The 14,783-nt window shown below is 72.6% G+C and carries 13 protein-coding genes; 2 read left to right on the top strand and 11 right to left on the bottom strand.

Features of this window, described 5'->3' with window-relative positions; all coding sequences use genetic code 11:
- Positions 1-99 precede the first annotated feature (99 nt).
- Entirely contained in the window at positions 100-1,467 is a 1,368-nt protein-coding gene (locus tag BOQ63_RS13485; RefSeq protein ID WP_051746657.1) for a multidrug effflux MFS transporter, read from the top strand.
- A 116-nt stretch (positions 1,468-1,583) separates the two neighbouring features.
- Here BOQ63_RS13485 and BOQ63_RS13480 read toward each other — a convergent pair whose 3' ends face one another.
- The 11 genes from BOQ63_RS13480 to BOQ63_RS13430 form a co-directional block, all read right to left on the bottom strand.
- Positions 1,584-3,326, bottom strand: coding sequence for a glycosyl hydrolase family 18 protein (locus tag BOQ63_RS13480; RefSeq protein ID WP_037828536.1), 1,743 nt, complete (start codon positions 3,324-3,326; stop codon positions 1,584-1,586).
- Between the two features lie 411 nt (positions 3,327-3,737).
- The gene (locus tag BOQ63_RS13475; RefSeq protein ID WP_072654310.1) at positions 3,738-4,292 is read right to left on the bottom strand and encodes a hypothetical protein; all 555 of its coding nucleotides are present in this window, start codon (positions 4,290-4,292) and stop codon (positions 3,738-3,740) included.
- Positions 4,293-4,501: 209 nt separating this feature from the next.
- Positions 4,502-5,068, bottom strand: a complete 567-nt coding sequence (locus BOQ63_RS13470) for a hypothetical protein (protein ID WP_150475867.1) — start codon at positions 5,066-5,068, stop codon at positions 4,502-4,504.
- Between the two features lie 192 nt (positions 5,069-5,260).
- Positions 5,261-6,205 carry an ABC transporter substrate-binding protein gene (locus BOQ63_RS13465; protein ID WP_030280297.1) on the bottom strand — a complete coding sequence of 315 codons (945 nt, stop codon included), beginning with the start codon at positions 6,203-6,205 and terminating at the stop codon, positions 5,261-5,263.
- A gap of 51 nt (positions 6,206-6,256) precedes the next feature.
- Positions 6,257-6,934: an ABC transporter permease gene (locus BOQ63_RS13460; protein WP_030280299.1), complete on the bottom strand. Its 678-nt coding sequence runs from the start codon at positions 6,932-6,934 to the stop codon at positions 6,257-6,259.
- Complete coding sequence (locus BOQ63_RS13455) at positions 6,931-7,599, bottom strand: ABC transporter permease (protein ID WP_030280301.1); 669 nt, start codon at positions 7,597-7,599, stop codon at positions 6,931-6,933. The genes BOQ63_RS13460 and BOQ63_RS13455 overlap by 4 nt, the downstream gene beginning before the upstream one ends.
- The gene (locus BOQ63_RS13450; protein WP_078867122.1) at positions 7,589-8,755 is read right to left on the bottom strand and encodes an ABC transporter ATP-binding protein; all 1,167 of its coding nucleotides are present in this window, start codon (positions 8,753-8,755) and stop codon (positions 7,589-7,591) included. The genes BOQ63_RS13455 and BOQ63_RS13450 overlap by 11 nt, the downstream gene beginning before the upstream one ends.
- A 253-nt stretch (positions 8,756-9,008) precedes the next feature.
- On the bottom strand, positions 9,009-9,386 hold the full coding sequence (locus BOQ63_RS13445) for a rhodanese-like domain-containing protein (RefSeq protein WP_030280305.1): 378 nt from the start codon (positions 9,384-9,386) through the stop codon (positions 9,009-9,011).
- Positions 9,380-9,943, bottom strand: coding sequence for a cysteine dioxygenase (locus BOQ63_RS13440; protein WP_079183588.1), 564 nt, complete (start codon positions 9,941-9,943; stop codon positions 9,380-9,382). The genes BOQ63_RS13445 and BOQ63_RS13440 overlap by 7 nt, the downstream gene beginning before the upstream one ends.
- A 186-nt stretch (positions 9,944-10,129) precedes the next feature.
- Positions 10,130-10,207, bottom strand: coding sequence for a putative leader peptide (locus tag BOQ63_RS13435; RefSeq protein WP_101948289.1), 78 nt, complete (start codon positions 10,205-10,207; stop codon positions 10,130-10,132).
- A gap of 154 nt (positions 10,208-10,361) precedes the next feature.
- Positions 10,362-13,502 (bottom strand): hypothetical protein, encoded by a 3,141-nt coding sequence (locus BOQ63_RS13430; protein ID WP_150475865.1) that lies wholly within the window; start codon positions 13,500-13,502, stop codon positions 10,362-10,364.
- A gap of 437 nt (positions 13,503-13,939) precedes the next feature.
- Here BOQ63_RS13430 and BOQ63_RS13425 point away from each other — a divergent pair, with 437 nt between their 5' ends.
- Positions 13,940-14,782 carry a nitrilase-related carbon-nitrogen hydrolase gene (locus BOQ63_RS13425; RefSeq protein ID WP_030280311.1) on the top strand — a complete coding sequence of 281 codons (843 nt, stop codon included), beginning with the start codon at positions 13,940-13,942 and terminating at the stop codon, positions 14,780-14,782.
- Position 14,783 lies beyond the last annotated feature (1 nt).

The following is a 14,783-nucleotide window of genomic DNA, read 5'->3' as shown; positions in this document are numbered from 1 at the left end:
GATCCGTCCCGCTGTGCCCCCGCCGTAGTCGGCGCCCACCGCGCTGCGATAGGACGGATCACGAACGAACACCACGTCACCGCGTCCGTGAGGAGACCCATGCCCGGCCCGACCGTCGGCCCTACCGACGACACGTCGACCGCTTCACCCCAAAACGCTTCCCCCCAGACAGCTTCGGCTCAGACCGCTGCCGCCGAGACCTCCTCGACCGCCGCCTCGGCCGGCGCCGCCCCCCTGGCCGGTTCCGGCCGGGCCACGATCGCCGTCCTCGGCGGCCTCGCCGCGCTCGGCCCGCTCACCACCGACCTCTACCTCCCCGGCCTGCCCGCGATCGCCGACGACCTGGTCGCCGAACCGGCCGCCGTTCAGCTCACCCTGACGTTCTCGATGTTCGGTGTCGCCGCCGGCCAACTGCTCTTCGGACCGCTCAGCGACCGCTTCGGACGCCGACCGCCGCTGCTCGTCGGACTGGCCGTCTACACCCTGTCCAGCGTGGTGTGCGTGGTCGCGCCGAACCTTCCCGTGCTGACCGCCGCCCGGTTCGTCCAGGGCGCGGCCGGGTCGGCGGGACTGGTCATCGGACGAGCCGTCGCCCGGGACCGCTTCCAGGGCGTCGCGATGCTGCGCTTCCTCGCCTCGATCGCGCTGATATCCGGGCTGGCTCCGATCCTCGCCCCGATCATCGGGGCGCAGTTGCTGCGGTTCACCTCCTGGCGCGGCACCTTCGGGGCGCTCACCGCGCTCGGACTGCTACTCACCCTGGCCGCGTTCGGAGCCCTGCGCGAGACGCTGCCACCGCGGGCCCGGAACGGTGGCGGGGTGGGCGCGGCGCTGCGTACGATCGGGCGGCTGCTGCGGCACCTGCCTTTCCTCGGGCTGGCGTTGACCAGCTCGCTGGCCTTCGGCGCGCTGTTCGGCTACATCAGCGGGTCGTCGACGGTGTTGCAGCACGTGTACCAGGTCTCGCCGCAGACCTACAGCCTGCTGTTCGGGCTGAACTCGGTGTCCATCGTGGTGATGACCCAGCTGAACGGGAGGGTGCTGGCACCGCGCTTCGCGGCACGGTCGCTGATGCTCGCCGGGCTCGGGGCAGCGGTTGCGGCCGGGGTGGCGCTGGTGCTGCTGACGGCGGTGTGGGACTTCGGGCTGGCCGGGTTCTGCCCGCCGCTGTTCGTGCTGATGGGCAGTCTCGGGGTGGTGCTGCCGAACACGGCGGCGCAGGCGCTGAGCCTGGTCGAGCCGCAGACGGCCGGGACGGCCTCGGCGCTGCTGGGGACGGGCAACTTCCTGTGCGGCGCGGTGGTGGCGCCGCTGAGCAGCCTCGGCGGTCGGCCGTCAGCGGTGCTGCTGGCGGTGGTGGTCCTTGGCTGCGGGATGCTGGCACTGACGGCGTACGTGACTCTGTGCCGGCCGGGGCGGCTTCGGGAGACGGCGGGAGGCGGCGGGGTGAGGGTGACGGACGCCTGACGACGAACGGATAACAGCTGACAGATGATGAAATCTGTCAGCTGTTATCCGTCATCTGTTACCTGTCAGCTGTCAGCTGTCAGCTGTGATTCGTCGGCCCTCGGCCGTCACCGTCCTCAGGCGATCGAGAAGTCGTCCCCGTAGACGCTGCCCTGCCCGTACCAGCCGTGCAGGTACACGGTGACGGTGCCGGAGGAGCCGGTGGTGAAGGGGACGGACAGCTGGGTCCAGTTCGAGGAGTTGGTCCAGGTGCTGGCGGTGGCGCCGCCGCCGACGCCCAGATAGGCGTAGTTGCCCTGAACCCAACCGCTCAGGGTGTAGCTGGTGTTGGGCTTCAGTGTCACCGTCTGGGTGCACTCGCCGGTCTGGCTCGCGGAGGCCGCGGCCTGCAGCGCGTACGAGCCGGAGTGGACCGGGGTGGTCACCACGTTGCCGCCGCTCTGGCAGGTCCACGGGGCCAGGCTGCCGGTCTCCAGGCCGCCGTTGACCAGGCCGGTCGACGGGGTGGTGCCGGTGACGGTCAGCGAGTAGGTCGCGGTGTGGGTGCCGGAGGGTGCGGTGGCGGTCACCGTCAGCGGGTAGGTGCCCGCCGCGGCGGCCGAGGTGGTGGCGATGTTCAGGGTCGCGCCGTTGCCCGCGGTGACGCTGCCCGGGGTGACGGTGGCGGTGACCCCGGCCGGAGCGCCGCCGACCGAGAGGCTGACGCTCTGCGCCGAGCCCGCCGTGACCGCCGTCGCGATGGCGGCCGAGGTCGACGAACCGGCCTTCACCGTTGCCGAGTTCGGGTTCACCGCGACCGAGAAGTCGTTGGTCACCGTCGAGCCGCTGGTGAACGGCGCGAAGCTGTGGGTGAAGTCCCAGGTGTTCTGGTTGATGCCGGAGCAGGAGTCGTCCCCGCCCTTGCCCGCACAGTTGCCGTTGTCACGCTGGAGCGCCCAGAAGGACAGCGTGTTGATGCCCTTCGAAACCGCCCAGTTGTACACGGTGGTGGCGTTGGCCACCGTGAAGGTCTCGGCCGCGCCGAAGTCGTCGATGCCGACCATCTCGGTGATGCCGATCGAACCCCACAGCTGCGCGGGGGTCTTCGACGGGTAGAGCCTGGCCAGCTGGTTGTACAGGCCCTGCGCCGAGGTCTGGGTGTCGGCCGCCATGTCGTGGGTGGCGTTGTCGTAGTAGTCGAAGGTCATCATGTTGACGACGTCGATCCGCGCGTTGTTGCTGACCGCGTTGCGCAGCACCGCGAGGCCGCTGTCGGCCAGCCCACTGGTGGTGGTCGGCAGCGTGTAGGAGAACTGGACGGTGCGCCCGCTGGCGGCGGCCCAGTCCTGGACGGTCTTGATCGCCTTGTTGCGGCGGTCGATGCCGGCCGTGTTGGTCAGCGAGTTGTCCTCGATGTCGAGGTCGATGCGGCTGATGTCGTAGGTGGTGATCAGGTTCTCGTAGGCGGCCGCGATCTGGCTGACGTCGGTGCAGCTGTCGGCCAGTTCGGTGCCGGTGTTGTCCGCGGTGTAGCCGCCGAAGGAGGGGATCACGTCCCCGCCGTTGGCGCGGATGGTGGCGATGTCGGCGCCGAAGGTCGAGGAGGAGACCGGCTTGGAGGTGTCGCCGTTCCAGTACGGGGTGCAGGAGCCCTTGGTGGCGGCCTGGAGGAAGGCCATCGTGAGGTACTTGGCGCCGGACTGTGCGGCCAGGGTGGCGGGGCTCTGGCCGGTCCAGGACTCGAAGTAGGGTGCGAAGACCCGGGTGGGGAGCGGGGTGGCGGCCTGGGCGGAGGCCGTCCCGGCGGCGATCAGACCGGCCGAGGCGACCAGCGTGGCGCAGGCCGTCAACGCGGCCTGGACGGTTCTGCGAAGACGCATGGATTCTCCAACAGACGTGGTGAGGCGAGACGTTGGGGAGGTGCTGGGCGGTCCGGGGTGTCGGCGGCCGTGTGGGGTCGGCCGCTCGGACCCCGGTCCGGAGCACGTTCGGTGCGGATAGAGGGGCGTGCGGAACCCACCGACTCGCGTGGAGGCGGGCGACGGTGCGAGCGTGCGCACGCCGTACGGAGCGGGGGTGGTGCGGAGCAGGGCAGGGCGGTGCCTCAGCCGCCGGTGGTCACACCCCCACAGTGCATCCCGGTCGGATCGACATGCTTATGTTTGGACTAGACCACTTGTCTGTCAAGGGTCCTAACTGTTCGTCAGCATACGGCCCCGGTCGCCGAAGGGAAGTGATCGGAGGCCGGGGCGCGGCGAAGCGGTGTGCTGCGGGCGGTCGGCCGGGGGTCCTCAGGCGGGGCGGCGGCGCAGGTCGCCGAGCGTCTCCTCGACCATCCGCAGGGCGGTGGTCTCCTGGTAGCAGCGCAGCGGTGCGAGCTTGCCGACGGCCCAGGTCAACCAGGTGTCGTCGCCGAGGAGTTCGGGGTGGTGCTTGCAGGAGACGTGCATGAGCATGAAGCGGAGCAGCAGGATGTGGCGGAAGGAGTACAGGGCGCGGTGGTGGGTGTAGTTCGCGCGCCAGTCCTCCTCCGGGTCGCGCAGTCTGGATCCCAGCTCGGCGCCCGCCCAGGGGTTGCTGGGGCGCAGGGTGAGGAGGGCGAAGGTCCTCGTGGCGGAGACGGGGTCGCAGGCGACCTGGAGGTGGATGCCCCGGAAGCGGCTCCAGGCGACCAGCTCAGGTTCCTCGCCGACGACGCGGTGCTCCATGCCCTCGGGGAGGAGGGCGAGATGGGCCTTGCGGGTGTGGTCGCCGATCACCCAGTGGTCGTCGGTGCGCACCAGCGGGCCGAGCTGCAACGGACGGGCGGCGTCGACGGTGGTCGGGGCGGTCCGGTCGACGCTCACGGTGGCTCCTCGGGGCAGGGTTCGGCGCACTGCCGACCAGTCTTCCCGGCTCACCTCCGCTGACGTTACCCGACTCCCGTCCCTCTCGTACGGGAGTTCGGTGAATCGTCGCCCGCGGACGCCGATGGCCGCGCACCCGGCGGGCGGGGCGCGGCCACGGCTGCCCGGTGCTCAGGACACCGGGCGGTTCGGGGATGCGGCGGAGGGCGTCAGCGCTGCGGTGGGCAGAGGGTGGCGCGCAGAGCGTCGTTGATCTTCGCGGCGGTGTCCGGACCGAAGCCCTGGGGGTGGTCGGGCGAGGTGAAGTGCTGCTCGGCGAGTTGGACCAGTTTCGCCGAGTCCTTGGGGAACTGGTACATCGCCTGGCACTGCTTGCGAGCCTGTTCCACCACCTGGTCGGGCTTGCCGCCGACGATCGCCGGGTCGACCGCGTTCAGGGCGGCGACGACCTTGCCGGTCAGGCCGGCGTCCGGCTTGGCGGGCAGTCCGGCGTCGGCGGGCGGGGCGGGCTTGGCCGGGGCCGACCCGTCCGTGCCGGGCGTCGAGGGGTCGGCCGGCGCGGACGTGCCGGGCGCGGTGGTCGCCGGAGCGGTCGAGCCGGGTGTGGCGCCGCTGGACGCGGTGGCGGCGGCGTCGGTGGGGGAGCCGGCCGCGGCGGTGACCTTGTTCGAGTTCGAAGCGGAGCTCGAAGCAGAGCCGGAACCGGAACTGGAGCAGGCAGCGAGGCTCACCGCGGCGAGTGCCGTGAGGGAGGCGGCGAGGAGACGAGTGCGCATGGCGCCACACTGTCATGTTCGCGGCGTGGAAGGGAAGGTCCCCTGCGGCGGGCGTGACGCGGCCCCGAACGCGGCGAACGGCGGTGCGCGGAGGACTCCTCTCCGCGCACCGCCGTCTGCTGCCCGCCCGGCTGCCGGCGAGTCGGTGCCCGCTGCCCGGCTGCCCGGTGTCCGCCGTGGGCGCTCCGGCCGTCAGGCGAGCCCGTTGGCCTTCAGCCAGTCCCTGGCCACCGTCGACGGGTCCTCCTTGTCGACCGAGACGCGCTTCATCAGCCCTGTCAGCCCCGCCGTGTCGAGCTTGGCCGACACCGCGTTGAGTGCCGCCGTCGCGGTGGCGTCCAGGCCCGCCTTGTTGACCAGCGGGGTGATGTTCTGCGCGCCGAAGACGTTCTTCGGGTCGCTCAGCGCGACGAGCTTGTACTGGACGATCTTCGGATCGGTGGTGAACACGTTGCCCACCTGGATGCTGCCGTCCTTGAGCGCGTTCGCGGTGGTGTCGGCGGTGGGCTTCCACTCCTTGAAGGTCAGCCCGTAGACGTCCTTGAACTGCTGCTCCCGGCGGGACTTGAACTCCGGAGGCCCGCCGATGGTGAACTCGCCCGCCTTGGCGGCCAGGTCGGAGATGCTCTTGAGGTTGTACTTGTCGGCGGTCTCCTGGGCGACGCTGAGCGAGTCCTTGTCCTCGGCGGGGGAGGAGTCGAGGACCGCCAGCGAGGAGGGCAGCGCCTTGGCCAGCGCCGCGTTCACGTCCTGAGTGGTGACGGCGGTGTTCTTGGCGTCCAGGTAGGCGAGCAGCGAGCCGTTGTACTCGGGCAGGACGGTCAGGTTGCCGCTCTGCAGCTGCCCGTAGATCACCTCACGGCTGCCGATGTTGAACTTCTCCTCGACGTTGACGCCCTTGGCCTTGAGCGCCTGCGAGTAGATCGAGCCCAGCAGGACGTTCTCCGGGAAGTTCGCCGAGCCGACGACCACCGTCCCGCCGGAGCCGCCTCCGGCGGTGGAACCGGCCCCGGAGGCCGCGGCGCTCGACCCGCCGCCGAGCGGGTTGCTGCTGCTCGCGGAGGAGCCGCAGGCGGTGGCGCCCAGGGCGAGCGCGGCGAGGGTGCCGAGGAGTACGGCGCGCCTGCTTCTGTTCATTGTCGACATGGTGACAGTTGTCCTTCCGGAACGGATGGGAGAGGAACGGCCTCAGCGGGCCCGGCGCTGGGCGCGCACCCCGGGCGGGAGCGCGAACCGGGCGAGCAGGGCGAAGAACAGCTGGGCACCGACCGCGAGCAGCACCACCAGCAGCGCACCGCCCACGGTCACCGCGTACTGCCGGGTGGCCAGCCCGTCGATGACGTAGCGGCCCAGGCCGCCCAGCCCGACGTAGGCGGCCACCGTGGCGGTGGCGATCACCTGGACGGTCGCGGTGCGGAAGCCGGCCAGCAGGGTCGGCGCGGCGGAGGGCAGGCAGACCTGGAGGAGCACCTGGGAATGGGTCAGCCCGATCCCGCGCGCCGCGTCCCGGACGTCCGGGTCGGTTCCGCGCACCCCCTCGACGGCCGCCACCAGCAGCGGCGGCGCCGCCAGCGCGACCAGTGGGAACAGCACGGCGGTGTCGCCGACCCCGGCGAGCAGCACCGCGAGCGTCACCAGGCCGAGGGTCGGCAGCGCACGGGCGGCCCCGGCGAGCGCGGTGACCACGTTGACGCCGCGCCCGGTGTAGCCGATCAGCAGCCCGAGCGGGACGGCGAGCAGCGCCGCGTAGAGCAGGGCCTCGCCGGAGAGCGTCAGGTGCTCGGAGACCCGGTGCAGGATCGAGTCCGGACCGCTGCGGTGGTCCGGGTCGGAGAAGAAGTCGCTCAGCCAGTTCAGCCAGTTCACGAGCCCGCCCCCTGTTCCCGGACGGCCCAGGGCGCTAGCAGCCGGCGGGCGGCCACCAGCAGCAGGTCGACCGCCAGCGCCAGGACGGCGATCAGCGTGATTCCGGCCACGATCGGGGTCGGGAAGGTGCGCTGGAAGCCGTCGACGAACAGGTAGCCGAGCCCGCCGCGCCCGACCAGCGCGCCGACGCTGGCCAGCGAGATGCTGGACACCGCGGCGACCCGCAGCCCGGCGATCAGGTACGGCACGGCGGCGGGCAGTTCGACGGCGGTCAGCCGGTGCCACGGCCCGTAGCCCATCGCGGTGGCGGCCTGCCGGACGGAGTCCGGGACGGCGCGCAGCCCGTCCACCGTGGTCGGCAGCAGGACGGCGAGGGCGTAGAAGGTGAGCGGGAACATCACCGTCGCCTGGGTGGCGAGCCCGGTGTACGGGATCAGCACCACGAAGACGGCCAGCGAGGGCAGCGCGTAGACGATGTTGAAGACGGCGGACAGCGGCTGGTACAGCCGGGGGAAGCGGGCACAGGCCAGCCCGAGCGGGACGGCCAGCAGCAGGCCGATGAGCACCGGGACCAGGGCGATCACCGCGTGGTCGGCGAGCAGGTTGCCGAGGTAGCCGAGGTGGTCGCCGATCCAGTACCAGCGGACGATCGGTTCATCGTCCACCGTCGGCTCCGTCCGCCGTGCCCACCACGTCGGCTCCGTCGGCCGTGCCCACCGTGTCGGCTCCGGCGGGGGTGCCCATCGCGTCGGCCGGGTCGGGCTTCCGTACGCTGACGGGCCCGCCGCCGGCCGGCGTGAGCGCGGCGAGGACGGCCTCGCGGCTCGCCGTGCCGATCGCCCGGCCGTCGGCGTCCAGCGCGACCGCGACCCCGGCGGGGGAGAGTACGGCGGCGTCCAGGGCGGCGCGCAGGGTGTCGGAGTCCGGGCGGTAGCCGGCCGACGGCTGCAGTTCGGCGGTGCCGGCGCTGCGGTCGATCCAGCCGATCGGACGGCGTTCGTCGTCCAGGGCCAACTCCCAGCCGCCGTAGCGGAGTCCGTCGTCGACCGGGCGCAGCTCGACCGCCTTCGCGGGCCGCAGGCCGAGGCCGCGCAGGCCCCGGTCGCGGCCGAGGAAGGCGGCCACACCGTCGTCGGCGGGGGAGGTCAGCAGGGTGTGCGGGTCGGCCAGCTGGGCGATCCGGCCGTGCTCGCGCAGCACCACGACCTGGTCGCCGAGCCGGACGGCCTCCTCGATGTCGTGGGTGACGAACAACACCGTCTTGTGCAGCTCGGACTGCAGCCGCAGCAGCTCCTCCTGGAGCCCGGCCCGCACCACCGGGTCGACGGCGCTGAAGGGTTCGTCCATCAGCAGCACCGGCGGGTCGGCGGCCAGCGCCCTGGCCACGCCGACCCGCTGCTGCTGGCCGCCGGACAGTTGGAACGGGTAGCGCTTGGCGGTTTCGGGCGCGAGTCCGACCAGTTCGAGCAGTTCGGCGGCCCGGGCACGGGCCTTCTTGCGGTCCCAGCCGAGCAGGTACGGGACGGTGGCGATGTTGTCGATCACCTTGCGGTGCGGGAAGAGCCCGGCCTGCTGGATCACGTACCCGATGCCTCGGCGCAGCTTGGCGGGCTCCAGCTCGGCGACGTCGGTGTCGTCCAGCAGCACCCGGCCCGAGGTGGGCTCGACCATCCGGTTGACCATGCGCAGCAGGGTGGTCTTGCCGCAGCCGGACGGCCCTACCAGGACGGTTATCCGACCGGTCGGGACCTCCAGGTCCAGGCCCTCGACCGCGACGGTGCCGTCGGGGTGGCGCTTGCCGGCGCCCTCGAATCTGATCACGGAGTGTTTCCTCGTCAGGGCGCCCCGGGGAGGCGGCGCCTGTGTCTGTCGGTCGTTCGGCTCAATCTGAGCGTTCGCGTGTTCGGCTTGTTCGGTTGACGGCGGTTGCACCGCCCGGGCGTTCTTCCGCCCGCGTGGCTGCCCAGCTTGGGACCGGCGGAAACTCTGATCAGACTATGACCTGCATCATCTCCTGTCCCTGATTTACGGCCCGGCACGCGGTGTGACCCCGGCTCAGCCGCCGGAGCGGGCACTAACGGGTCGGCAGTCCCGCCGCCGCCCATCCGACGAATCCGCCGTCCAGGTCGGTCGCCCGGTGCAGGCCCAGTTCGCGCAGCGAGGCCGCGGCCAGACTGGAGGCGTAGCCCTCCGAGCAGACCACGATCACCTCGATGTCGTAGCCCGAGGCCTCGGGAATGCGGTGACTGCCCGTCGGGTCGAGCCGCCACTCCAGGACGTTGCGCTCGATGATCAGCGAGCCGGGGATCTCGCCCTCGGCCGCCCGCTGCGCCGCCGGACGGATGTCCACCAGCAGCGCGCCGTCCAGCTGGGCCTGGTACGCCTCCCGGGCGCGCGGGCGGTGGACGCCCTCACGGGCCCGCTCCACCAGGTCGTCGATCGTGGTCACCACTGTTCCGGTCCTTCCTCCGAGGTGCGGACGAGCCCGCCGGCCCGCAGGTCGTAGTGCGCCATCGAGCTGAGCGGGGGCGAGTAGGCGTGCAGGGTCACGGCCGGGCCGGAGGCGGTGTTGCGCACGTCGTGCACGTACTCCGGTCCGAAGGCGCGGGCGGTTCCGGCCGGGACCCGGCGGATCAGCAGGCCCTGGTCGGGCCCGCCGAGGGACAGCTCCTCCAACTCGCCGAGGGCGACGGCGAACGCGCCGCGCGAGCCGCCGTGGTCGTGGAAGCCGGTCGACTGGCCAGGCAGCCAGCTGATCAGCCAGACCTCGTGGTCGTCCTCGGCCACCAGCCGCTGGTACCAGCGCTCATCGGTGGAGAGCCGGACCAGGTGGATCCACTGCTCGGGCTGCTCGGCCAGCTCGCGGACGACGGTCCGCAGGGCGTTCGAACTGAGCGGGGCGTGTGGGGCGTCCGGAGTGAGCGGGCTGAGCGGGCTGAGGGGGGCGTTCAGGGCGTTCGGGGCGTGGAGGCTGTGCGGTGGGGTCTCGGAGACGAGGTCCGGGCTCATGGGGCGTCCTCGGGTGCGGCGGGAACGTCGGCAGGGGTGCGCCCGGGCCGGTGGCGTGGCTGCGGAGCGACCGGTCGCGGCACGTACGGGTGCCGCCGGGCGGGCGGGGTTCAGAACTGCGAGTGCGGGTGCGCGGTACGGGCCCTGGCAGAGGTCACAGGGGGGTGCCAGCGGTGCGGAGCAAGGTCAACAGGCACAGATGGAACTCGCCTGGCGTCGCAGATCGACGTGCAGGCGGCAAACCAGAGTGGTGCCGGAGTCCATGCACCGGATCCTTTCCGAGCCGGTCGGACGAAGTCAAGCCGGGGCGCCCGCCTGTTGCGCCCTGTTAACTCCCGCGCGTCAACGCCCGACGTCGACCCCCCGGCCCGCCCGCCGGCCCACCCCTCCCGGCCCGACCGCGACGTGAAACTCCGGCTCACCCCTCCGCAGGACGGCGCGGCACCGGCGGGCTGTCTGCCGACCGGTCGGACGGCGTCGGGGCCGAGCCCCCCGGCGGCTGCGCGGGGACGGGCGCGGCGTATCCGTCGGTGGCGGATCCGGCCCGGGCGGATCCGGCCGGGGCGGCCGCGAGGGCCTGCTCGATCACCGGTCCGGCCTGCTCACCCAGGTAGCGGCCGAGGGTCTGGTAGGCGTCGAACTGCTGGTGGTCGAACCACTGGTCACTGGTGCCGTCGTTCGGGAAGGCGCGGTTGGCCACCGCGTAGGAGTGCAGCTCGAAGGGCATGTCGGCGGTCAGTACCGCCTGGAGGACGATCAGCGTGCCGTACCGTTCCGAGTCCGGCTCACCGTCGACGGCCGGGTAGTGGATGTCCCCGGTGATCACGCCCCGGGCCGAGAGCCGGTCGGCGAGCTGGACCGCCAGCCCCTGCAAGGGCGTGCCGCCCGCGCCCCGGTCGGCGGTGGTGCCGCCCGGGATCAGCAGCTCCGGCTGGTGCAGGGTGATGACGATGCCCAGCTCCTCCCGGGCCAGGGTGATCGCGGCGGCCAGGTTGCCGGCGTAGCCGGAGTCCCCGCTGGCGTCGATGCTCACCGCCGTCCGCACCCGGTGCCGCAGCAGTTCGACCAGGCCGAGGTTCTCGTAGTGCCCGCCGTCGGTGGTGAGCAGGAAGCGGTCGTGCACGGGGAACCGGCCGGTCAGCTCCCGCAGTTGGTACGGGAGCCGGCGGACGGCGGGCTGCTCGGCGCGCCGCCAGTCCGGTGTGCCGGACCAGGACGGGCCGAGCTGGGCCGGGTTGGGCAGCCACGTCCCGAGCCGGGCGTTGGTCACCGCGAACAGCCCCTGGTACACCCGGGACTGGCGGCCCATCGCGGAGGAGAAGGCGGCGCCGGAGACGGCCATCGCCGACTGCACGGTGAGGTCCCGGGCGATGTGCCGGCGGGTGCGCCGCTCCAGCAGGTCGGTGCGCGCGTACCCGACGTCCGGACCGCCCACGTAGTCGTGGGAGAGCGAGAAGGAGACGGCCCGACGGCCGGGCGGCGTGCGGGAGTTGCCGGACAGGTTGGCCGCGGCCGAGAAGATCACCTGTGGGAAGTCGGGATGCCGGGCGGCGTAGTGGCTCAGCCAGGTCTGCTCCCGGTAGAAGTCGTACCGGCGGGCCAGCGTGCGGCCGCCCTCGGTGACCCGGCGTACGGCGAACGCCGAGGCCAGGCGCAGGCGGTAGAACGGGTGCAGGCTCATCCAGGTCTGGTCGAGGTTGAGCCCGACGGCGCCGAGCACCAGCGGCAGCAGCACCTGGACGGCCGGCGGCCAGGCGTACCCGGTGGCGACCGCCCAGCCGAGGGACAGCAGCGCGCCGGCCGTCAGCGTGGCGAGGGCGGCCCACACCACGAGGTACTGGGGGAGGTTGACGGTCAGCGCGCCGCCGAAGCGGCTCGCCCCGCGCAGCGCCCCGCCGAGGACGCCAACCCCCCGGCCGATCGCCCGGCGGTCGCGCCAGAGTATGCCGAGTAAGAGGGCGAGGTAGCTGAGCACCACCGTCAGACTGAGCCCGGCGCCGGTCAGCTGGGGTCCGGCCGCCAACGCCTGCTGGAGCCGGACCGCGCCCCAGGCCAGGCCCGGCACCGCCAGCACCCCGACGGCCAGCAGTCCGGCCAGCGAGAGCGCGGCGTAGTTGAGCCGGCGCAGGGCGCGCGGCAGCAGCGCGTGCCAGCCGAGCGGCGGGAAGGCAAGCAGCCACAGCAGCCAGCACCCGGCGGCGGCCGCCAGTGACGTGCCGAGGGCGGCCAACGCGGGTGTCCGGAACGCCAGGGAGCCCGGCACGGCGCCCGGGTGGCGCAGCCCCGCCGCCGCCAGGGCGCCCAGATCGGTGAGCGGGACGGCGTGGTAGAAGCGGCTGAGGCCGAGGCCGAGCACCAGGACGGCGGCCAGCAGCAGGGCCAGCGCGGAGAGCACGCCGCGCAGCAGCGTTCCGAGGGCGACCAGCCATTCGCCCGCGCCGTCGGCGATGTACTTGCTGTGCCTGCGGAGGTGGTCCTCCTCCGGGGAGCCGGGCTCCATCACGGTGTCGGCGGTCAGGCCCGAGACGGCGTGCACCGGACTGCCGGGGGCGGAGTCGCTGAGCGCGAGTTGCAGTGCGCCCACGGTGTAGCCGCCGCCCGAGACGGAGACCAGGTAGCGCGCGCGTTTCAGCCAGGGGCGCAGGGCCTGGAGCGCGCCGAGCGTGACGCAGGCCGAGCGGATGCCGCCGCCGGAGGCGCAGAAGCCCAGCTCGGCGGGCTCACGGCCGGGCGGCACCCGGCCCGCGTCGCGCCAGTGGGTGTGGGCGCCGGGGGCGTCGGCCGCCGGCGGTTCCTGCTGCGGTGCTCCGCGCGGCGGCCCGCCGTGTCGCGGGGCCACCGGCCACGGTGGGATCAGTGCCGGGCGCTGTGGGTCGGCGTCGTCGGCTTCGTCGGCGGATTTCGCGGCCGCCCGCCGGAGGCCGCGTACCGCCCGGGCGGCCGTCACGGCGAGCAGGCCTGCGGCGGCCACCCCGGCGGGCAGGAGCAGCAGCCGGGCGACGATGGCGAGCGCCGCCGCCACCGCGAAGGGCGCGTCGGAGCCGCCGTGGCCGAGCCCGAGGCGCAGCAGGACGTTCGCCCCGAGGTCGCAGGCCGCTGCGAGCAGCCCCGCGGCCCCGACCGCGAGCGCCGGGCCGAGCCGTAGCCGCCGCCCCAGCACGTAGCCGCCCAGCAGTGCGGCGGCTGCCAGCGTCAGTCCGTAGCCGGCGATCAGCCAGGGTTCGGCGCGCAGGGCGGCCCGGTAGGCCGCAGAGCGGTCGCCGACGACCGCCTCGGCGGACGCCCGGGAACCGGCCAGTTGCAGGGCGGTCAGGCCGGTCCGCGACACCGGCGACCGGCTCAGCAGGAGGCCGAGGGCGAGCGGCAGCAGGGCCGCGAGGGCGAGTACCAGGCCCGCCCAGGCGGGCAGCGCCGGTGGCCGGCCCGCCGGGCCGTCGCCCCCGGCCGACGGGGTCGTCCCGGCTGTCCCGGGCGTCCCGGGCGTCGCGTTCGGCGTCGATGTGCCCGTCGTCGCCGTGGTGTCCGCCGTACGCTCCTCGTGCCCCTCGACCGCTGCCATCCGTACACCCCCCGTTCGGCCCCGTACCGACCGTCGCTGCCTGGACCTGATCCGCGAAGTCGCGCCACAGGGACGTCAGATGACGGTCCGTTGGCGAGCCCAAGCGCGTTCTACCCTGCCGTGGCCGATTCCGCACCCTCGGGGTCCGCTTTCACTCGAATGAGTAAGGAGGTCACTTGCGGGGTAGATGAGCGTTTCATCCCGCACGGGACCGTCCGCGTGTCCGCTCGACGAGATCGCCCCAGACGCGTTTCCGCCAACGTATTGTCAGGCCACCGAGGACCGGCCTACCGTCTACAGATCGCTTTCTACGCACGTAGACCCATCACGTAGACCCCTGCGGTTCCCCGAGCGGACCCGCAGGGCGAGACCGCCCCGTCAACCCTCAGACCGCGGGCCCGACCGCACGGCCGGGACGCGGAGTTGCGGAGGTACCCATGTCGCAGATCGTCCGTGCCGCGCTCGTCCAGACCCGCTGGACCGGCGACCAGGAGAGCATGATCGCGCTCCACGAGCGGTACGCCCGCGAGGCCGCCGCCCAGGGCGCCGGGATCATCGGTTTCCAGGAGGTCTTCAACTCCCCGTACTTCTGTCAGGTCCAGGAGCCCGAGCACTACCGCTGGGCCGAGGCCGTCCCGGACGGCCCGACGGTGCGCCGGATGCAGGACCTCGCCCGTGAACTCGGCCTGGTGATCGTCGTGCCGGTCTACGAGGAGGAGCAGACCGGGGTGTACTACAACACCGCCGCGGTGATCGACGCGGACGGCAGCTACCTCGGCAAGTACCGCAAGCACCACATCCCGCAGGTCAAGGGCTTCTGGGAGAAGTACTACTTCAAGCCCGGCAACCTCGGCTGGCCCGTCTTCGACACCGCCGTCGGCAAGGTCGGCGTCTACATCTGCTACGACCGGCACTTCCCCGAGGGCTGGCGCGCCCTCGGCCTGGCCGGTGCGCAGATCGTCTACAACCCCTCCGCGACCAGCCGCGGCCTGTCCGCCTACCTGTGGCAGCTCGAACAGCCCGCCGCCGCCGTCGCCAACGAGTACTTCGTCGCCGCCATCAACCGGGTCGGCACCGAGGAGTACGGCGACAACGACTTCTACGGCACCTCCTACTTCGTCGACCCGCGCGGCCAGTTCGTCGGCGACGTCGCCTCCGACAAGGAGGAGGAACTCGTCGTCCGAGACCTCGACCTCGGCCTGATCGAACAGGTCCGCCAGCAATGGGCGTTCTACCGCGACCGCCGGCCCGACGCCTACGGACCGCTCGCCGAGGCCTGAG

This window comes from Streptomyces viridifaciens (assembly GCF_001888885.2).
Classification (GTDB): Bacteria; Actinomycetota; Actinomycetes; order Streptomycetales; family Streptomycetaceae; genus Kitasatospora; species Kitasatospora aureofaciens.
The sequence above is the reverse complement of the archived record's forward strand: the minus strand, read 5'-3'. Positions and strand labels throughout refer to the sequence as shown.